Consider the following 19,985-nt stretch of genomic DNA (forward strand, 5'->3'; position numbering starts at 1 on the left):
TGCAGCTCCCTCGGCCTAGTACGAGAAGGCCATCGGCTTGTCGGCGTCACGGGAGTCGCCGCCGATCTTCGTGGGCGGATTCAGGTCGGCCTCGGTGAGCTCGGGCGGGCCGGCCTTGATGTACTTCGCGAGCAGCTTGACCTCGATGACGGCGAGGATCGCGTACAGGGTGGTGAAGACGATCATCGAGGTGAGGACCTCGCCCTGGGAGACGCCGGGGGAGACCGCGTCACGGGTCTGCAGGACGCCGTAGACGACCCACGGCTGGCGGCCCATCTCGGTGAAGATCCAGCCCCAGGAGTTGGCGATCAGCGGGAAGGCCAGGGTCCAGATGGCGATGCGCCAGTACCACTTGGTGAGCGTCGGGCCGAGCGGCTTCTTCCGGAACAGCACGAGATGCGGCACCTCGTCATCGCCCACCCGCAGATGCCGCGGCAGCAGGAACTTCTTGCGGGTCAGCCAGAGTCCGATCAGGCCGATGGTGAAGGAGGTCATGCCGAACCCGATCATCCAGCGGAAGCCCCAGTAGGCGACCGGGATGTTGGGCCGGTAGTCGCCGGGCCCGAACTTCTCCTGCTCGGCCTTCTGGACGTCGTTGATGCCGGGGACGTACGAGGTGAAGTCGTCCTTGGCCAGGAAGGACAGCAGGCCCGGGATCTCTATGGCGACCTTGTTGTGGCCCTTCTCCACATCGCCGTAGGCGAAGACCGAGAAGGGGGCCGGCGCCTCGCCGTCCCACAGCGCCTCGGCCGCGGCCATCTTCATCGGCTGCTGCTCGTACATGATCTTGCCGAGCGTGTCGCCGCTGATGGCGGTGAGCAGGCCGCCGATCGCGACGGTGACCAGTCCGAGCCGCAGCGAGGTCTTCATCTCACGGATGTGCTTCTTGCGGAGCAGATGGAAGGCGGAGATGCCGACCATGAAGGCACCGCCGGTGAGGAAGGCGGCGGAGAGCGTGTGGAAGGCCTGGGCGAGCGCGGTGTTCTGGGTCAGCACCAGCCAGAAGTCGGTGAGTTCGGCCCGCCCCTTCGCCTCGTTGATCTTGTAGCCGACCGGGTGCTGCATCCATGAGTTGGCAGCCAGGATGAAGTACGCGGACAGGATCGTGCCGATCGACACCATCCACATGCAGGCCAGGTGGAGCTTCTTCGGCAGCTTGTCCCAGCCGAAGATCCACAGGCCGATGAAGGTCGACTCGAAGAAGAACGCGATCAGGGCCTCAAAGGCGAGTGGGGCGCCGAAGACGTCACCGACGAAGCGGGAGTAGTCGGACCAGTTCATGCCGAACTGAAACTCCTGCACGATGCCGGTGACCACCCCCATCGCTATGTTGATCAGGAAGAGCTTTCCCCAGAACTTGGTCGCCCTGAGGTACTTCTCCTTCTCCGTGCGCACCCAGGCGGTCTGCAGTCCGGCCGTGAGGGCGGCCAGCGAGATGGTCAGGGGGACGAACAGGAAGTGGTAGACGGTGGTGATGCCGAACTGCCATCGCGCCAAAGTCTCCGGCGCCAAAGCCAGGTCCACGTCGTCAGTCTCCTTACGTCGCCGTGGTCACAGCGGCGGTTTGCCCCGCTTGTTCCGTATATCTCGGGTGGAACCAGGACACGCTTGTGAACGCGTTCACATTCACAAGCAATTATGACGCACCCACTTTCGATGTCCGCAAGGGGGTCCCCCTCTCGTCGTCTCTGTTCCACGTGAAACATCCACACCCGATCTCACGGGACGACGAGCGCCGCCTTGCAAGCCCGTACCGGACGGTGACCCGTACGCGTGGAGCTGGTCGACGGACAGCAGTCGTTGACTATCTCGTTTGCCCCACCCGCCGGCCTCACGCTTGGATGGCGCCGGTCAAGGCGAGGCCGTTCGAGCCTCGAGCGAGGAGGTCCGGGGGCATGCTCGATCGGCGGTTCGGGTGGCTCTGGGCGTCATTCGCGGTCAGCACCTTCGGAACCTTTTTCGCCTTCGACGCCTTCCGTCTGATCGCCATCCTCGTCCTGGACGCCGGTCCGACGGAGGTGGCGCTGCTGGCCGCCGCGGGGCTGGCCGTGGGGGCGGTCGTCGCGGTCCCGCTCGGTCCCTGGGTGGAGTTCCGCCGCAAACGGCCGGTGATGATCGCGATGGACCTGGTGCGGTTCACTGCGCTGCTGAGCATCCCCGCCGCGTACGCGCTCGGTCTGCTCACCTTCGCCCAGCTCGTGGTGGTGTCGGTCGTCGTCGCAGTGGCCGACATCACCTTCATCTCGGCGAGCGGGGCCTTCCTGAAGAGCCTCGTACAGCCGCGGGACCTGCTGGTCGCGAACGGCCGCTTCGAATCCACGACCTGGACCGCCACCATGCTCGGACCACCGCTCGGCGGGGCCGCGGTGGGCCTGTTCGGGCCGGTGACGACCGTGACGGCCGATGCGGTGAGCTACCTGCTCTCCGCACTGGGGATCCGCGCGGTGGGCGGCAAGGAGCCCCGCCCCGTGCGCGACGAGGGACCGCGGCTGCGCGCGGGCGACCTGCTCGACGGCTGGCGCTACATCCTCGGCCACTCGACGCTGCGCCCACTGTTCTTCAACACGGTCCTGGTCAACAGCCTGATCATGGCGCCGGCACCGCTCCTCGCCGTCCTCATGCTCGGCTCGCTCGGCTTCGCACCGTGGCAGTACGCCCTCGCTTTCGCGGTGCCCTGCACCGGCGGCCTGATCGGCTCACGGCTGGCCCGCCCGTTGGCCGCCCGGTTCGGCCGGCACCGGATGATGCTCACCGCCGGGGCGCTGCGCGCCTGCTGGCCGCTCGGACTGGCCTTCATCGGCCCTGGCACAGCCGGGCTCGTCCTCGTCATGGTCGTCGAGTTCGGGCTGATCATCTGCATCGGGGTGTTCAACCCGGTGGTCGCCACCTACCGGCTCGAGCAGACCCCCAAGGAGCGCGTCGCCCGCACCCTGATGGCGTGGTCGATCACCGGCAAGGCCGCCACCGCGACCATGACCGCCGTATGGGGCCTGCTGGCCGCCGTCACCGGCACCCGCACCGCGATCGCCATCGCCGGTCTCCTGCTGCTGGCCACCCCGCTCCTGCTGCCACGACGCGACGACGCGCAGCAGCTCGAGCCGGACGCGGCGGCCAACACCCGTATCTGACGCGGACACAGCTCTCCGCCTGCGATGCGGCCAGCGCGCCCTGCGTCCCGCTACAACTCCTTGCGGAACCCTTCGGCCACCTTCAGGAAGATGTCGTTTCCCTCGGTCTCCCCGACCGTCACCCGCACGCCCTCGCCCGGGAACGGCCGCACGACGACGCCCGCCTGCTCACACGCCGCCGCGAACGCGACCGTACGCTCCCCCAGCCGCAGCCAGACGAAGTTGGCCTGGGTCTCAGGCACGGTCCAACCCTGGGCCCGCAGCCCGTCGACCACACGCGTGCGCTCGCACACCAGCGAGCCGACCCGGCCGAGCAGTTCGTCCTCGGCACGCAGCGAGGCGATCGCCGCGTCCTGCGCGAGCTGGCTCACACCGAACGGCACGGCCGTCTTGCGCAGCGCCGCCGCCACCGGCTCATGCGCGATCGCGAACCCGACGCGCAGCCCGGCCAGACCGTACGCCTTCGAGAACGTTCGCAGTACACAGACATTGGGCCGGTCGCGGTACAGCTCCACACCGTCCGGCACCTCGGCGTCACGGATGAACTCCCGGTACGCCTCGTCCAGCACCACGAGCACATCGCTCGGCACCCGTTCCAGGAAACGCTCCAGCTCGGCCCGCCGTACGACCGTGCCCGTCGGGTTGTTGGGGTTGCAGACGAAGACCAGCCGCGTCCGGTCGGTGATCGCGTCCGCCATCGCGTCCAGGTCGTGCACATCGCCCGGCGTGAGCGGCACCTGCACCGAGGTGGCGCCGCTGACCTGCGTGATGATCGGGTACGCCTCGAAGGACCGCCAGGCGTAGATCACCTCGTCGCCGGGGCCGGCGGTGGACTGGATCAGCTGCTGGGCGACGCCGACCGAGCCGGTGCCGGTGGCCAGATGGGTGACGGGGACCGCGAACCGTTCGGACAGCTCGTTCATCAGGCCCGTGCAGGCCATGTCCGGGTAGCGGTTGAACGACGAGGCGGCGGCCGTCACGCTCTCCATCACGCCGGGCAGCGGCGGATAGGGGTTCTCGTTGGAGGACAGCTTGTACGCCACCGGACCGCCGGCGGCAGCGGGCCGCCCCGGCTTGTAGGTGGGGATACCCTCCAGCTCGGCGCGCAGCTTGGGGCTGGTCTCGCTCACCGCAGTCCTCCTCGCGACCACCGGCGGCCCCTGACCGCCGCCGGCTTCCAATGCTTCTCACCTTATGAGGAATCGGCGCTGCTGCGTATGGGGTAGCGGCCACCTCGTGCAGCCGGGAGGAGCCAATCCCATCTGCCCCACTGACATCAGGGGCATCACTGTACGAAGGTGTGCGAATTCTGGGGCGCTCACACATATATCTATGCGCCGGTGGCTCGCGCGGTAGCGCGCATCACCCGTGAAGGTGAGTTGAGACCTCTTCGAAACATCGGCTACTTGGCAGGTATGCACACGCCGACAAGTTACGTGCTGGCGTGAAAGCGCCCAACTTCCTCGTTTTCAAAGGAAATTGACGGCCTATGACCTTGCAGAAACGTGCCTGTCAACGGGTGCATATGCGTCCGCACTACCCCACCGCATGAGCCCTACTATCGGCTCGCCATGACAGCAGCAGGGAAGCACCAGGTGAGCCGCGCGGAAACCTCACGTCGAGGCAGTCGGCCGGGCCGGGCGGGCATCAGAGACGTAGCCGCCGCCGCCGGAGTCTCCATCACGACCGTCTCCGACGCCCTCAACGGCAAGGGCCGGCTCCCGGACGCCACCCGACGCCATGTCCGCGAGGTTGCCGACCGACTGGGTTATCGCCCGTCGGCCGCGGCCCGAACCCTCCGTACCGGCAAGTCAGGGCTTATCGGCCTGACCGTGACGACATACGGGGATGAACCTTTCACCTTCACCGAGTTCGCGTACTTCGCTGAGATGGCCAGAGCCGCCACCTCGGCCGCGCTCGCCCGCGGCTACGCCCTCGTGATCCTCCCCGCGACCTCCCGCCACGACGTGTGGTCGAACGTCGCCCTGGACGGCACGGTCGTGATCGACCCGTCCGACCAGGACCCGGTCGTCAGCGAGCTGGTCCGGCAGGGTTTACCGGTCGTCTCCGACGGCCGCCCGGCGGGGTCACTGCCGGTCACGGCGTGGGTCGACAACGACCACGAGGCCGCGGTCATGGGCATCCTCGACCACCTGGCCGACGCCGGGGCCCGCCGCATCGGCCTGCTGACCGGGACGTCGACGGACACGTACACCCATCTGTCGACCACGGCGTATCTGCGCTGGTGCGAACGGGTCGGACAGGATCCGGTGTACGAGGCCTACCCGGCGCACGATCCATGCGCGGGCGCCGTCGCCGCCGACCGGCTGCTCGCCCGCCCCGACCGGCCCGACGCCGTCTACGGCCTGTTCGACCCGAACGGCACCGACCTGCTCGCCGCCGCCCGGCGCTACGGACTGCGCGTACCGGACGACCTGCTTCTGGTCTGCTGCAGCGAGTCCACGGTGTACGCCAACACCGAGCCGCCCATCACCACGCTCTCCCTGAAGCCGCGCCGCATCGGCACGGCGGTGGTCCAACTCCTCATCGACGCCATCGAGGGGGTCGATTCGGACCAACCGGTCGAGCAGGTGATACCGACCGAGCTGATCGTGCGCACGTCGTCCCAGCGACGGCCGCCGCGGACGACCGTCAGCCCGCCGCGGTCGCCCAAGAAGGAGTAGGACAAGGGCGGTCGCCCGGCGGGCAAAGCCCGGCCCAATCGGGGCGAAAGCCGCGATGAACTGGAGTCTTGCGCTGATTCACCACCCCTGGGTCATCACATGGCGCGATCCGCATTCCTATGATGGGCCCACGACACCGCGGGCCGCTGCGACCAGGCAGTCCGATGCGGTGCAGCTGCGGCGCGATGGTGGAGGGGTCGATGACTCAGGGGGCCGGTCAGGGACCCGAGGTGGAACGGACGGCGACGTTGCGCGACTTCCGGGTACCCGCGTATGTCCACGAGACCGGTCCGTACGTCCACAGCATGCACCCCGGCGAGGCCGTCAGCCCCGTCGAGAAGCCTGTGGACTACCCGGACGGCTACACACCCACGCAGCGCGACCTCCCCGTCATCAACCGCGGTGACACGCTTCAGGTGACCGTCGACCCCGTGTCCGAGCCGGCCCCGCAGTCGACTGCCGGGCCCGGTCCGCTGTATGTCGTCGGAGACGTCCACGGCTATCTCGACGAGTTGGTGGCCGCCCTCCAGGAGAAGGGCCTCATCGACACCGGGGGCAACTGGTGCGCGGGCACCACCCGGCTGTGGTTCCTCGGCGACTTCACCGACCGCGGCCCGGACGGCATCGGCGTCATCGACCTCGTGATGCGGCTGTCCGCCGAGGCCGCCGCGGCGGGCGGCTACTGCAAGGCCCTCATGGGCAACCACGAGCTGCTCCTCATCGGCGCCAAGCGGTTCGGCGACACTCCCGTCAACTCCGGCGCGGGCACTGCCACCTTCCAGGCCGCCTGGCTGCTCAACGGCGGCCAGAAGACCGACATGGACCGTCTTCAGGACCACCACCTGCAGTGGATGGCCCGGCTGGACGCCATGGAAGAGGTCGACGGCCATCTGCTCGTCCACTCGGACACCACCGCCTATCTCGACTACGGTGACTCGATCGAGGCGGTCAACGACACCGTCCGCGAGACGCTCACACGCAATGACGCCGACGAAGTCTGGGATCTCTTCCGCAAGTTCACCAAGCGCTTCTCCTTCCGCGACGAGGGCGGCGCCGACCATGTGCGTTCACTGCTCGATACGTACGGCGGCACCCGCATCGTTCACGGCCACAGCCCCATTCCGTACCTCCTCGGCGAAGTCGGCTCCGAGGACGACGAGGACGAGGCCGGTCCCCATGTCGAGGGACCGCACGTCTACGCCGACGGGCTCGCCATCGCGATGGACGGCGGAGTGACCATGGCCGGAAAGCTGCTGGTCCAGCAACTTCCTCTGGATATCTGAGCGTTCACAGGGCAGGCGTCCCGTCACGGAGGTACTACCGGAGACGGCGCAGGCCAAGGGGCAATTTTTGGAAACCCCCTGTCACCGTGTGCCGTCACCGCTCTACCATCGGCTTATCCGTAGCAGGCTCCCCTCCGTTTCTGCCATACGGCTCGTCAGCGTGCGAGCCCCAAGCCCTACGGAGCATCGGGGGATGCACATGAACAGCGTTCCGCAGCACCTGCTGAGCGAGGACCGCCAGGAATACGAGCGGATCCTCGATGAGGCGCTGCGCTCCGCCCCACACCGCCCTGAACTGACCGCTGTCGGACAGCGGCTCAACCCCGAACAGCTGCGCACCATGGCTCTCAACGCCTCCGCACTCATCACCGCGGCGGCGGCCACCGAGTACCAGCACTACGTGAAGGTCCGCGAGGAACTGCGCCAGCCGGCGCCGTCCACCCCGTCGTCCGTCCGCGAATCCGGTTCCACGGAGCCGGCCGCGAACACGGTGGGGCTCGCCGCCACCATGGGCGAGGTCGCCGAGACCGCCGGCGCGGGCGCCGTCGCCGTCGCCGCGGTCCTGGCACCCGTCCTCGCCGGAACCGCAGCGGCGATCTTCCTGCTCGTGGGCTACATCCTGAAGATGCTGGACCCCGTGCCGGAGTTCGCCCAGACCATGCTGACCACCGGATGGGTGTTCGGCGCCGTGACCGCGATCGCGATCCTTGTCGCCGCAGTCGGGCTGCTGATCACCGCCCTGCGCAACAGGCCCTCGCTCGACACCGGCCCTTACGGCAAGCTGAGCGGGGAGGTGGCCAGGGCCAGGGAAGCCTGGCGCGAGGCCCTGCTGGAACGCGGCATCCTGCCGTTCCTGCGAGACGCACTGGCCGAACCCGGCGCCGCCGCGGCACTGCACCGTACGGCACCACAGGCGACCACCAGCCGCATCCCGCACCTCGGCTACAACCGCCCGGGCTTCAGCAGCCCCGACGACGGCCCCGCCCCGGGCCACCGCCCGAGCTTCAGCAGCCCGGACTACACCAGCCCGGACTTCGGAGGCCCGGAGCACCAGCCGGAGTAGCCCGCTCCGGCATGACGCCCCTCGGCTTGCGCCCCCACGGAGGGGAGCGCAAGCCGAACACGGGGCTACGGACGGCCTGTTCCGGACGCCGACGTCAGTTCGCGATCGGCAGATACACACGGTTGCCCGCGTCAGCGAACTCCTTCGACTTCTGGGCCATACCCTCCTCGATCTCCGACTTGGTGCTGCCGTGCTCACGGCGGATGTCCTGTGAGATCTTCATCGAGCAGAACTTCGGCCCGCACATCGAGCAGAAGTGAGCGGTCTTGGCCGGCTCGGCCGGCAAGGTCTCGTCGTGGAACTCCCGGGCCGTGTCCGGGTCGAGGGCGAGGTTGAACTGGTCCTCCCACCGGAACTCGAAGCGTGCGTCGGACAGCGCGTCGTCCCACTCCTGTGCACCGGGGTGCCCCTTGGCGAGGTCGGCTGCGTGGGCGGCGATCTTGTAGGTGATGACGCCGGTCTTGACGTCGTCACGATTGGGCAGGCCCAAGTGCTCCTTGGGCGTGACATAGCAGAGCATGGCCGTGCCCCACCAGGCGATCATCGCGGCACCAATGCCGGAAGTGATGTGGTCGTACGCCGGCGCGACGTCCGTCGTCAGCGGGCCGAGCGTATAGAACGGAGCTTCATCACAGATCTCCTGCTGAAGGTCGATGTTCTCCTTGATCTTGTGCATCGGGACATGTCCCGGGCCCTCGATCATGGTCTGTACGTTGAAACGCTTCGCGATCTGGTTGAGTTCCCCGAGAGTTCGGAGTTCCGCGAACTGCGCCTCGTCGTTGGCGTCCGCGATCGAGCCGGGCCGCAGTCCGTCGCCGAGCGAGTACGTGACGTCGAACGCGGCGAGGATCTCGCAGAGTTCCTCGAAGTTCTCATAGAGGAACGATTCCTTGTGGTGCGCCAGGCACCACGCCGCCATGATCGAGCCACCGCGCGAGACGATGCCGGTCTTGCGGTTGGCGGTGAGCGGTACGAAAGGCAGGCGGACGCCCGCGTGGACGGTCATGTAGTCCACGCCCTGTTCGGCCTGTTCGATGACCGTGTCCTTGTAGATCTCCCAGGTCAGCTCCTCGGCACGGCCGTCGACCTTCTCCAGGGCCTGGTAGAGGGGGACCGTGCCGATGGGGACGGGGGAGTTGCGCAGCACCCACTCACGGGTCGTGTGGATATTGCGGCCGGTGGACAGGTCCATGACCGTGTCGGCGCCCCATCGGGTCGCCCAGGTCATCTTCTCGACCTCCTCCTCGATGGAGGACGTCACCGCGGAGTTGCCGATGTTGGCGTTGACCTTCACCAGGAATCGCTTGCCGATGATCATCGGCTCGATCTCCGGGTGGTTGACGTTCGCGGGCAGCACGGCCCGGCCCGCCGCGATCTCCTCACGGACCACCTCGGGCGAAACATCCTCCCGGACGGCCACGAACTCCATCTCGGGCGTGATCTCGCCCCGGCGCGCGTAGGCGAGCTGGGTGACGGCCTTGTCGTCGCGGCTGCGGCGCGGCTGACGTGGCCGTCCGGGGAAGACCGCGTCGAGATTGCGCAGGCCGCCGCGCGGCGAGGTGTGCTTGACGCCGTCGTCCTCGGGACGGACGGGACGGCCCGCGTACTCCTCGGTGTCGCCGCGGGCGATGATCCAGTTCTCTCGCAGCGGGACCAGCCCCCGGCGGACGTCGGTGTCGACGAGCGGATCGGTGTACGGGCCGGAAGTGTCGTACAGCGTGACCGACTGCCCGTTGGTGAGATGCACCTGGCGGACCGGCACGCGCAGATCAGAGCGTGAGCCCTCGATGTACGCCTTGTGCCAGCCGATGGACTTGGCGGCCTCCCCGCTGGTTGGAGTCGGCGACGGAACGTCCGTCGCGTTCTGCGTGGAGGCGGGCGTGCGTGTGTCCTTGATGGTCATGAGACCTACTCCCTACGCCGGCATTACCCGGTAACAGGTTCAGCGGTCGACGCAGCGGTTTCCGTCTGCCGGCTTTTCATGGGGAACATCACTCGATTCCGATGACGTTCCACGTGAAACATTGCGAAGACGGAGGTCAGCGCCCTCTCAGCCCGGTGCTCCGAGCTCCCGCGTGTACAAAGGTGCCTACACGCTAGCGTCAATTCGGGCGCGCTGAACAGTGGGCCCCGGTCGTTCTTGCGATGATCGGGCGGTGACCACGACACAACAGTCCCCGTACCCACCGCCCGAGCCGCCCCGCGGCCCCGGCTCCGGAAGCGGCCCCGCGAACGGCAACAGCCGTGGAAACGGGCCTGTTTCCGGCGGCGGTCGCGAGACTGGAGCCGGAACCAGATCCGGCGACTGGCATGAGCACGGGCCCGCCTCCGACGCCGGACCCGACCAGAGTTCGGGTGCCGGTGGCGGCCACGATCACGGCGGCGGGAGCGGACACGGGCCCGGGGGCGGCGGCGGTGGCGGTGGCGGGCATGGCCACTCACACAGTCACGGTCCGGCGGCGCCCGTCTCGCAGCACCTGCGCAAGATCATCGCGGCGATTCTCATCCCGTTCGCCGCGGCCGTGATCGTAGGGCTCGCAGTGCTGTGGCCCGGCGGAGCGCCGCCGCACGAGCGCACCGGGGTCGGCTTCGACCGGCAGACCCAACAAGCCACGGTCACCAAGGTGGTCGAGGTCAGTTGCAAGGACGTCAACGCCTCGGGTGAGACCCCCACCGGTGACACCTCCACCGCGGAGGGTTCCTCGGCGCAACAGCAGGCGAACGGCACCTGCAAGAAGGCGACGATCCGGGTCGACACGGGCAAGGACGAGGGCCGTACGTTCACCGAGATCGTGCAGCCGGACCAGTCGCGGCAGCTGCATGAGGGCCAGAAGGTCGTCGTCGCCTACGAGCCCTCCGCGCCCAAGGACTTGCAGTACTCGGTCACCGATGTGAACCGTCGTCTTCCGATGATGCTGCTCGCCGGGATCTTCGCCCTCGCCGTCGTGGTCGTCGGACGGTTGCGGGGTGTCATGGCACTGGTCGCGCTGGCCATCAGCTTCCTGGTGCTGAACTTCTTCATCCTGCCCGCCATCCTGCAGGGCTCGAACCCGCTGGTCGTGGCGGTGATCGGGGCGAGCGCCATCATGCTGGTCGCCCTGTACCTGTGCCACGGCCTGTCCGCGAGAACCTCGGTGGCGGTGCTCGGCACACTCATCTCGCTGTTGCTGATCGGCATCCTGGGCTCACTGTTCATCGACTGGGCCGCGCTCACCGGCAACACGGATGACAACACCGGTCTGATCCACGGCCTCTATCCGTCGATCGACATGAGTGGTCTGCTGCTCGCCGGCATCATCATCGGCTCGCTCGGTGTGCTCGACGACGTGACGGTCACGCAGACGTCTGCGGTCTGGGAGCTGCACGAGGCCAACCCGACGATGGGCTGGCGCGGGCTGTACCGCGCGGGCATCCGCATCGGCCGCGACCACATCGCATCGGTCGTCAACACGCTCGTCCTCGCCTATGCGGGCGCCGCGCTGCCGCTGCTGCTGCTCTTCTCGATCGCGCAGAGCAGCGTCGGCACCGTCGCCAACAGCGAGTTGGTCGCGGAGGAGATCGTGCGCACGCTGGTGGGCTCGATCGGCCTGGTCGCGTCGGTGCCGGTCACCACCGCACTCGCGGCGCTGATGGTCTCGGCCGACCGCCAGGGAGGAGAGCAGGCCGCTCCGTCCGGGGCGACTGTCGCGGCTCCGACACGAGGCGGGAGGGGGCGGCGCCGCAAGCGGTGAGGGGAGCGGCCACCGGGAGCCGGTCACCACCGGCGACTACTGAGCCCGCAATCGCTCGCCCCGACCCGCCTCGCAAAAGCGTTCCTGCACGGCCGTACAACCCCGGCGAACCGGTGCATAATCGCTCCCCCCGCACCCTTCACCCCGCGCTCTGCTCCTCCGCCAGGATGCGGTCCAGCGCCTCGTCGAGGTGGGCGTCGAAGTCGGCGAGGGCGCCCTCCTGGCCCAGCGGCACCAGCTTGTCGGTGCGGTCGAGAAAGGCCACGAGCGGTGCCGCCGAGGAACGGAACACGGCCTGGTCGCCCCCGACCTGAAGCCGGATCAGGACGTCGCCGAGCGTGTCGTGTTCGGCGGGCGAGACACGAACGTCCCCCTCTCCGCACGGCCGGCCCACCCCGTCGATCAACAGCTCCCGCCCGAACGCCCAGGTCACGGGGGCGTCACCGGGCAGATGGAACGTCAGCCGCACGGCATAGGGATCATCGGTCTCGTAGCGCAACTCCACCGGGATACGGAAGGAGAGCTCCTCGGACACGAGAAAGCTCATCATGACCTCTGCCTGTACGGACTCGCGCATCGCCTGTCCCGTCATTTGCCATCGTCCGGCCGGGTATGGACCCCCGGCACTGAAGGCATCTTGCTGAACGTACACGACAGATCACAAGGAGTGAGTTTTCAGATGCTGATAGAGATCGCCAGCGAGCCCAGGAGCCGCTCGATCTCACCCTGCAACTGACGCACCGCGGGCAGCAGCCGATCGGCTTGATGGGAGGGCAGCGAGATGGCCATCGTCGCGGCCGTGGTGCCCACGGTGATCGGAATCGCCGCGCACACGGTCCCCAGCGCGTACTCCTGTCGCTCCGTCACCGGCTGCGTCCGCCGCGTCCGTTCCAGCCGCCGTAGCAGCGCGTGGTCGTCCCGCACGGTGTACGGGGTGATGGACTGCACGGGATAGCGATCGAGATGGTCGCGGCGGGCGTCCTCGTCAAGTTGGGACAGCAGGCACTGCCCGATGGCGTGCGCATGCCCGGTCTCGCGGAAGTCGGCCCACTCCTCGACCGCCGGATTGCCCGGGGTATCGGAGACACACATGACTTCGATCTCGCCGTCCTGGTACATCGCGTAGTACACGGGTACGCCGATGGCGTCGCGCCAGGTCGCGAGTGTCTCGACGACCATGCTGCGACGTTTCTGCCGGGCACCGCTGCTGCTCAGCCGCTCAGCGGCCTCCCCGAGGAAGAACAGCCCTTTGTCACGGCGCAGATAGCCCTCGTGTACGAGGGTGCGCAGCAGGTGGTATGCCGTGGGCAGCGCCAGGCCGGTCTCGCGGGCCAGCTGCTTGGCGGGGGCGCCGTGCGCATGCTCGGCGACCGATTCGAGGAGGCGCATGGCGCGCTGAACGGATCCGATGAGCGTCGCGGAGTGCGGCTGCTCCTCAGGGGCCGCTGTCTGCTGCCGGGGCTGTCGCTCCCGGGGGCCGGGCTGTTCCGGGGGTCTGATGCGGGTGCCCGGAGGCAGGACGGCTGTGGTGGGGGCGTGGGGGTGGGGGTCTGCCGGTGCGGTGTCAGCCGTGGCCAAGGGTCACTCCCGATGCGAGGGGGCAGCCCGTGCGGGGGGAACACGGGAGGGGGTGTGCGCCGCTCGCGGGGTTCGTACGCCCCGCGTCGAATTCCGGACTTTAACCGTGTGCCACCGCTCACAGTCGGCCCGTCCGGAAAACTTCCCTCGCCCGAGGGAACCGGTGATTCCTGTTACCGCTCACCGGCTCCCCGCGGTGCTCACCAGTCGCTGCGTGAGGACGAGCTCGAAGTGAACTTCCGTACGACGTAGATGAGTCCGCCGACCAGTGCCACGAAGACCAGCAGCTTGAACAGCAGCCCGATGACGAAGCCGACGACGCTGGCTATCAGCCCGCCGAACACGACCAGGGCGATGACAGGCACCGCGATCCACTTCACCCACCACGGCAGTCCCGTGAAGATCTCTCGCATCGCCCTTGTCCTTACTTTCCGCCCGTCGCTGTGCCGGGTCCGTCGATGTCCGGCCCTGTTCGGTACCGGATCCTTCTGATGTCCTGCACTCGATGCTAGGGCCGCGAGGGGGCGCAGCGGGGGCCTCGCAGCCCTTGTCCTCCCCTGATCGATCCCCTAGGGAATCCCGGGGTGCCAGGTCAGCTCTCGGGCGGAGAGAACACCACCAGCACCCGAAGGTCCTCGCTGATGTGGTGGAACTTGTGGGCGACACCGGCCGGCACGTACACCACGCTGCCACGCGCCACCTGCGTGGTCTCCAGGCCGACGGTGATCGCGGCGCGGCCGCTCACAATGAAGTAGACCTCGTCCTGGTTGTGCGGCTTCTGTGGATCATGCTCGCCGGCGTTGAGCGCGTACAGGCCGACCGACATGTTCCGCTCCCGCAGAAACTGCAGGTAGGCGCCCTCATTGGCGGCGCGCTCCGCCTCCAGTTCATCCAGCCGGAATGCCTTCATCGCCCTCGTCCGCCCTTGTCCCACTGCTAGTAACCGATCTCGTCTGCCACGATCAGACACATGAAGAATTTCGTAGTCAAGACGATCGCCAACGCGGGCGCCCTGGCGGTCGCCGTATGGCTGCTCGACAAGATCACCCTGACCGGGGACAGCACGGGCAAGAAGATCTGGACGCTCATCCTCGTCGCCCTGGTCTTCGGCCTGGTGAACTTCCTGGTCAAGCCCGTTGTGAAGCTGTTCAGCCTGCCTCTGCTCATCCTGACGCTCGGCCTGTTCACCCTGGTCGTCAACGCGCTGATGCTGCTGCTCACCTCCTGGCTCGCCGACAAGCTCGATCTGAGCTTCCACGTCGAAGGCTTCTGGACCGCGGTCCTGGGCGGCCTGATCATCTCGGTCGTGTCCTGGGCACTCCACGTGGTCCTGCCCGACGGCAAGGACTGAGTACGGCATGCCCTACCGCGTCTGCTTCGTCTGCACCGGCAACATCTGCCGCTCCCCGATGGCCGAGTCCGTCTTCCACGCGCGCGTGGCGGAGGCAGGGCTGGACGAACTCGTCGAGGTCGACAGCGCCGGCACGGGCGGCTGGCACGAGGGCGACGGAGCCGACCCGCGCACCGTAGCCGTACTCACGGAGCACGGCTACGCCGGCGAGCACACGGCCCGCCAGTTCCAGGCGTCCTGGTTCTCCCGCCTCGACCTCGTCATCGCCCTCGACACCGGCCACCTCAAGGCCCTGCGCCGCCTCGCGCCCACCGAGCAGGACGCGGAGAAGGTGCGGCTGCTGCGCTCGTACGACACCGCTGCGGGCCACGACGTCGACGTCCCGGACCCGTACTACGGGGGGATGGACGGCTTCGAGGAGTGTCTTGAGATGGTGGAGGCAGCGAGCGTGGGGCTGCTCGCCGCGGTCCGCGAGCAGGTGGAGGGAGAGGTGGCATGAGCGATTCCGCGACGGACAAGAGCGGTCCGGGCACCGGCGAGGGCACGCGCGCAGTGCGGGCCGGCCTCCCTGAGCCGGTCAAGTACGAGCCGACGCTGCCCGGTCCTGTCTTCGCCGCGCACTACCATCTGCCGGGCGACCCGACGGGCCCGTACAACTACGGCCGCGACGAGAACCCGACGTGGACGCATCTGGAGCGCGCGATCGGCGAGCTGGAGGCTCCCGGGCAGGACGGCATCGAGACGCTGGTCTTCGCCTCCGGCATGGCCGCCATCTCCTCCGTCGTCTTCTCCCAGCTGCGCTCCGGCGACACGGTCGTCCTGCCCAGCGACGGCTACCAGGCGCTGCCGCTGTTGCGCACGCAACTCGAGTCCTACGGCATCGAGGTGCGCACCGCTCCCACCGGAGGCGACGCCCAACTGGACGTTCTCGACGGCGCCAGGCTGCTGTGGATCGAGACCCCGTCGAACCCCGGGCTGGACGTGTGCGACATCCGGCGGCTCGCCGAGGCGGCACACGCGCGTGGCGCCCTCGTCGCCGTCGACAACACGCTCGCGACGCCGCTCGGGCAGCGTCCGCTGGAGCTGGGCGCCGACTTCTCCGTGGCCAGCGGCACCAAGCAGCTCACCGGGCACGGAGACGTCCTCCTGGGCTACGTCGTCGGCCGCGACGCAGAGGCCATGGCGGCCGTACGCCGTTGGCGCAAGATCGTCGGGGCGATCCCGGGGCCCATGGAGGCCTGGCTCGCGCACCGTTCCGTCGCGACGCTCCAGCTGCGGGTGGACCGGCAGAACGCCACTGCCCTCGCGGTCGCCGAAGCGCTGCGCGACTGGCCCGAGGAGCTCGGGGTGCGCTACCCGGGACTGATGAGCGACCCCTCGTACAAGATCGCCTCACAGCAGATGCATCGCTATGGGTGCGTCGTCTCCTTCTCGCTGCCCACGCGCGCGCGTGCCGACCGTTTTCTCGACGCCCTGCGGCTCGTCGACGACGCGACGAGTTTCGGCGGGGTGCGCTCCACGGCCGAGCGCCGCGGACGCTGGGGTGGGGATGCGGTGCCGGAGGGCTTCATCCGCTTCTCCGTCGGCGCGGAGGATCCCGAGGACCTGGTGGCCGATGTGCTGCGCGCGCTCGACGAGTCGGCCGGCTGACCGTTCGCACCGGCCCGGACGGGGTCCGGATACGGACAACGGACGGTCCGAGCCTCCCCCTCGTGGCTCGGACCGTCCCCGGTTCCACGCGCGAAGAACCGCGCGAACAAGGCTAGTTGACTCTGTGTCAGTGTCCAATCACAGTAGCGACAGCGACCTATCGACTTATTTATAGTTGGGCGCGACCGGGGGGTCAGGGGAAAGCAAAGAAGGGGAGGGTGCGCCATGGATCTGGCCTTGCTGCGCACCTTTGTGACCGTGCACAGGGCCGGCTCCTTCACCCGCGCCGCCGCGCTGCTCGGACTGTCGCAGCCGGCCGTCACCTCCCAGATCCGCACCCTGGAGCGGCAGCTGGGCCGCCCCCTGTTCCTGCGGCAGGCGCGCGGTGTGACGCCGACGACCATCGGCGACGAGCTTGCCCACAAGGCCGCGCCGCATCTCGACGCGCTGGTCGAGATCGCCGAGACGGGGATCGACGACGAGTCCTCCTTACGCACCCTGCATCTCGCCGGACCCCCCGAGTTCACCGCCGAGCGAGCGCTGCCCGTGCTCACCGAGCTGACCGGCGAAGACGGCCAGGGCTTCGCGCTGCGCGCCTCCTTCGGGAATGCCGAGGAAACCTTGGAGGGGCTCGCCGCCGGGCATCACGATCTGGCCATCAGTACGGCACGTCCACGCGGTGCCCTGCTCACGGCGACTGCGCTCTGCGACGAAGAGCACGTCCTGGTCGCCGCCCCGCGCTGGGCCAAGCAGATCGACTCCGGGAAGCTGCGCCGCATGGGGGCGCCCGTCCTGGAGAACCTTCCTGTCGTCGAGGTGCACGAGTCACTGCCCTTCGTCTCCCGCTACTGGGCCTCCGTCTTCGACTCCCGCCCGGCGGCCTCCGGCGCCGTCATCGTTCCCGATCTGCGTGCGGTGCTTGCCTGCGCGTCCGCGGGCGCCGGGCTCGCGGTGCTGCCTCGCTATCTCTGTGCGCTCGCTCTGGAACGCGGGGAGGTCGTGACCCTGCATGAGCCCGCAGTCCCGCCGCTGCGGACGTACTTCCTGGTGGTGCGTACCGGCACGCTGGCGATGCCGCACATCGCACGGGCCCATGAGTGGCTGCAACAGGCCGCCACGGACTGGTGTTGAGACGCCGACCACGCGGCATCACGCCCCGAGCCCATGCGATGACATGCCGCGATGTTTCACGTGGAACATGGCGGGCCACATTTCTCCCATGACCGTCCGACCCGTGGTCAAGCGCACCGCCCGCGCCGTTCTCCTGGACGGTGACGACCTGATCCTCATCAAGCGCACCAAGCCTGGCGTCGATCCCTACTGGATCACCCCCGGTGGTGGGGTGGAACCGGAGGACACGACCGTCGTCGAAGCCTTGCACCGTGAGGTGTACGAGGAACTCGGCGCCAAGATCATCGATGTGGTGCCCTGCTTCGTGGACACCGTGGAGCACATCGGCGAGGACGGCGGCGCGACCGGAGTGAAGGTGCAGCACTTCTTCGTCTGCCGTCTGGGATCCATGGACCCGGCCCTGCGGCACGGACCCGAGGTGGACGAGCCCGCAGGCGAGTACGAGATCGTCCGCGTGCCGTTCACCCGCGTCGGCATCGCCTCCGTGCATCTCGTCCCGCTGTCACTGCGGCACTACCTGGACGGGAACATCGAGGGTGTACGCGCGATGCACGCCCCGGACCTGGGCTGATATCGCGCTGGGGCATCAGTCCCCGGCGGTGACGAGCTCCTCCACCGAGTCATGCCGTATGCGCTCCGACGGGATGCCGACGTCCCTCAGGGCGTCCACACCGCTGCGGATCATTCCGGGAGGGCCCGAGAGATAGGCGTCGTACTCGATCCAGGGCCCGTACTCGCGTACGGCGTCAGGGAGCTGGAGGTGCGCCTGCTGGTCGACGATCGCGCGGACCGAGAGCCAGGGGTGCGACTGCTGGAGTCTGAGCATCGTGTCGATGTCGTACAGGTCGTGATCGGTGCGGGCGCCGTAGAACACCTCGACCGGTCGCCGCTCGCCGTGCTCGGCGACGTCCTCGACGAGAGCCTTGATGGGCGCTATGCCGGTGCCGCCGCCCAGACAGAGCAGCCCGCTGTCCGTCGTGTGGTCCACCGTCATCGAACCGGCGGGCGGCCCGAGCCGGATGATGTCGCCGGGCCGGGCACGGTGCACCAGGGCGTTGGAGACCCAGCCGGCGGGGACGGCCTTCACATGGAACGACAGCAGGCCGTCGGAACGGGGCGCCGAGGCGAAGGAGTAGTGCCGCCATATTCGCGGCCACCACGGTGTCTCCAGGCTCGCGTACTGCCCGGCGAGGAAGGGATAGGGCTGGTCCGGGCGGACGGTGACCACCGCGACGTCCGGCGTCCTGAGATCGTGCGACACGACCTCCGCGTACCACCAGGCCGGGGCGCGCAGTTCGTCCGCGGCCGCCGCGTCGATCATCACCTGAGAGATCGTCGTGTACGTCCGGACCCAGGCCGCCTCCGTCTCCGCGTCCCAGATGGGCTCGGCGTATCGGCTCAAGGCGCCGATGAGGCACTCGCCGACGGCCGGGTAGTGCTCGGGACGGGTGCCGTACTTGCGGTGGCCGCGACCGAGGTTCTGCAGATACTCGACGAGGACCGGGGTGTTGTCGATGTGCTCGGCCGCGGTGAGCAGCGCCTTGAGCAGCCGGTCCCGCTGGGTGTCCATCGCGGCCGGGAACAGCGACCGCAGGTCGGGATGGCGTACGAAGAGCAGCGCGTAGAAGTACGAGGTGACCTTGTCGGCCACCGGGCCGACCTCGGCCATGGTCCGGCGGACGAGAATGGCGTCCGGCGAGGCGTCGTTCCCGGGCGGCTCCGAGCGCTGGACGGGTACGCGCTGCTCGGAGGGCGGAGGATCGGCCGGGATGGCTTGCGGTGGCGGGGGAGCAGCCGGGCTGCCTGCCGGGGAGGACTGCGGTGCTGCGGGACCTGCCTCGACGTCAGGGGGCGGCGTGGCAGCCCGTGCGAGGGCGGGCGCCGACGGCTCCTCGGTAGCCGTCTCGGGCGTGCCCTCCGGGGCTGTGACGGAGGCGGACCTGCCCATCGGCCGCATTCCGGCCAGGCGGCTGCCCTCCGCCGCGTCCTGCTCGCCGCCCGGAGTCGCCGGCGGCTGCTTGCGCGGCGTGAACCAGCCCCCACCGCCGCCGGAAGTGCCATTGTCGGCCGACGTGGTGGTCGGAGCGTCCATGGTGTGCCTCGCCTCGAACATCTTTCGGTCGGTCTGCGCACTTCCCCGGTCGGAAGGTGCCTGCTTTCCCCCGCAGACGGTTTGCTGTCCCGTTCGGCGCCGCGGCCAATGCGGCCACATTCAACCCGCATTCGTGCTGCGTACGGACAAGTAAGGCGAGAGTGTGACATTGGCCGCAGTGCTGTGACCGCAGCATCCCACCCCGTGTGGAAGCCTCAGCCGTATAACCCTGAATGCGGGTCTTCGATCTCTCCGTCCCGTTAGGCTGCATTGCCCTGCTCTCGGCCCGGACCA

18 protein-coding genes and 1 riboswitch are annotated in these 19,985 nt (G+C 68.4%); of the genes, 10 read left to right on the forward strand and 8 right to left on the reverse strand.

Translation table 11 applies throughout. The features are described 5' to 3' along the window. Positions 1 to 15: 15 nt before the first annotated feature. Entirely contained in the window at positions 16 to 1,524 is a 1,509-nt protein-coding gene (locus tag QQY66_RS23960; protein ID WP_301982379.1) for a cytochrome ubiquinol oxidase subunit I, read from the reverse strand. 371 nt (positions 1,525 to 1,895) lie between these two features. On the opposite strand from QQY66_RS23960, the gene QQY66_RS23965 reads away from it, so the two are divergent. Next, complete coding sequence (locus tag QQY66_RS23965; RefSeq protein ID WP_301982380.1) at positions 1,896 to 3,128, forward strand: MFS transporter; 1,233 nt, start codon at positions 1,896 to 1,898, stop codon at positions 3,126 to 3,128. Positions 3,129 to 3,178: 50 nt separating this feature from the next. Here QQY66_RS23965 and hisC read toward each other — a convergent pair whose 3' ends face one another. Further along, positions 3,179 to 4,258 carry a histidinol-phosphate transaminase gene (gene hisC, locus QQY66_RS23970; RefSeq protein WP_301982381.1) on the reverse strand — a complete coding sequence of 360 codons (1,080 nt, stop codon included), beginning with the start codon at positions 4,256 to 4,258 and terminating at the stop codon, positions 3,179 to 3,181. Positions 4,259 to 4,699: 441 nt separating this feature from the next. On the opposite strand from hisC, the gene QQY66_RS23975 reads away from it, so the two are divergent. The 3 genes from QQY66_RS23975 to QQY66_RS23985 all read left to right on the forward strand — a co-directional run bounded on the left by QQY66_RS23975 (position 4,700) and on the right by QQY66_RS23985 (position 8,158). Then, positions 4,700 to 5,812 carry a LacI family DNA-binding transcriptional regulator gene (locus tag QQY66_RS23975; RefSeq protein ID WP_301982382.1) on the forward strand — a complete coding sequence of 371 codons (1,113 nt, stop codon included), beginning with the start codon at positions 4,700 to 4,702 and terminating at the stop codon, positions 5,810 to 5,812. Positions 5,813 to 5,997: 185 nt separating this feature from the next. Beyond that, positions 5,998 to 7,095: a metallophosphoesterase gene (locus QQY66_RS23980; RefSeq protein WP_301987472.1), complete on the forward strand. Its 1,098-nt coding sequence runs from the start codon at positions 5,998 to 6,000 to the stop codon at positions 7,093 to 7,095. Positions 7,096 to 7,288: 193 nt separating this feature from the next. Further along, on the forward strand, positions 7,289 to 8,158 hold the full coding sequence (locus QQY66_RS23985; RefSeq protein ID WP_301982383.1) for a hypothetical protein: 870 nt from the start codon (positions 7,289 to 7,291) through the stop codon (positions 8,156 to 8,158). A 94-nt stretch (positions 8,159 to 8,252) separates the two neighbouring features. Here the strand turns inward: QQY66_RS23985 and thiC are convergent, their stop codons facing one another. Beyond that, positions 8,253 to 10,061: a phosphomethylpyrimidine synthase ThiC gene (gene thiC, locus QQY66_RS23990; RefSeq protein ID WP_301982384.1), complete on the reverse strand. Its 1,809-nt coding sequence runs from the start codon at positions 10,059 to 10,061 to the stop codon at positions 8,253 to 8,255. After that, positions 10,054 to 10,243: riboswitch (TPP riboswitch) on the reverse strand. (Overlaps the previous gene by 8 nt.) 71 nt (positions 10,244 to 10,314) lie before the next feature. Here thiC and QQY66_RS23995 point away from each other — a divergent pair. Further along, positions 10,315 to 11,889: a YibE/F family protein gene (locus QQY66_RS23995; RefSeq protein ID WP_301982385.1), complete on the forward strand. Its 1,575-nt coding sequence runs from the start codon at positions 10,315 to 10,317 to the stop codon at positions 11,887 to 11,889. Between the two features lie 139 nt (positions 11,890 to 12,028). Here QQY66_RS23995 and QQY66_RS24000 read toward each other — a convergent pair whose 3' ends face one another. The 4 genes from QQY66_RS24000 to QQY66_RS24015 form a co-directional block, all read right to left on the reverse strand. Further along, positions 12,029 to 12,466, reverse strand: a complete 438-nt coding sequence (locus QQY66_RS24000) for an SsgA family sporulation/cell division regulator (RefSeq protein WP_210573555.1) — start codon at positions 12,464 to 12,466, stop codon at positions 12,029 to 12,031. A 98-nt stretch (positions 12,467 to 12,564) separates the two neighbouring features. Next, entirely contained in the window at positions 12,565 to 13,299 is a 735-nt protein-coding gene (locus QQY66_RS24005) for an IclR family transcriptional regulator (protein ID WP_301987473.1), read from the reverse strand. Between the two features lie 368 nt (positions 13,300 to 13,667). Further along, on the reverse strand, positions 13,668 to 13,880 hold the full coding sequence (locus QQY66_RS24010; RefSeq protein ID WP_030189024.1) for a DUF5326 family protein: 213 nt from the start codon (positions 13,878 to 13,880) through the stop codon (positions 13,668 to 13,670). Positions 13,881 to 14,059: 179 nt separating this feature from the next. After that, on the reverse strand, positions 14,060 to 14,377 hold the full coding sequence (locus QQY66_RS24015) for a cupin domain-containing protein (RefSeq protein ID WP_301982386.1): 318 nt from the start codon (positions 14,375 to 14,377) through the stop codon (positions 14,060 to 14,062). Positions 14,378 to 14,437: 60 nt separating this feature from the next. Here QQY66_RS24015 and QQY66_RS24020 point away from each other — a divergent pair, with 60 nt between their 5' ends. The 5 genes from QQY66_RS24020 (at position 14,438) to QQY66_RS24040 (ending at position 18,170) form a co-directional block, all read left to right on the forward strand. Beyond that, positions 14,438 to 14,818: a phage holin family protein gene (locus QQY66_RS24020; protein WP_301982387.1), complete on the forward strand. Its 381-nt coding sequence runs from the start codon at positions 14,438 to 14,440 to the stop codon at positions 14,816 to 14,818. Positions 14,819 to 14,825: 7 nt separating this feature from the next. Further along, entirely contained in the window at positions 14,826 to 15,317 is a 492-nt protein-coding gene (locus QQY66_RS24025; RefSeq protein ID WP_301982388.1) for a low molecular weight protein-tyrosine-phosphatase, read from the forward strand. Further along, entirely contained in the window at positions 15,314 to 16,468 is a 1,155-nt protein-coding gene (locus QQY66_RS24030) for a cystathionine gamma-lyase (protein ID WP_301982389.1), read from the forward strand. The genes QQY66_RS24025 and QQY66_RS24030 overlap by 4 nt, the downstream gene beginning before the upstream one ends. Positions 16,469 to 16,693: 225 nt before the next feature. Continuing rightward, the gene (locus tag QQY66_RS24035; protein WP_301982390.1) at positions 16,694 to 17,599 is read left to right on the forward strand and encodes a LysR family transcriptional regulator; all 906 of its coding nucleotides are present in this window, start codon (positions 16,694 to 16,696) and stop codon (positions 17,597 to 17,599) included. Between the two features lie 88 nt (positions 17,600 to 17,687). Next, positions 17,688 to 18,170, forward strand: a complete 483-nt coding sequence (locus tag QQY66_RS24040) for an NUDIX domain-containing protein (protein WP_301982391.1) — start codon at positions 17,688 to 17,690, stop codon at positions 18,168 to 18,170. 15 nt (positions 18,171 to 18,185) lie between these two features. Here QQY66_RS24040 and QQY66_RS24045 read toward each other — a convergent pair whose 3' ends face one another. Continuing rightward, entirely contained in the window at positions 18,186 to 19,712 is a 1,527-nt protein-coding gene (locus QQY66_RS24045) for a globin domain-containing protein (protein WP_301982392.1), read from the reverse strand. Positions 19,713 to 19,985: the final 273 nt, after the last annotated feature.

Origin of the sequence: Streptomyces sp. DG2A-72 (assembly GCF_030499575.1) — a bacterium.
Taxonomy (GTDB): domain Bacteria; phylum Actinomycetota; class Actinomycetes; order Streptomycetales; family Streptomycetaceae; genus Streptomyces.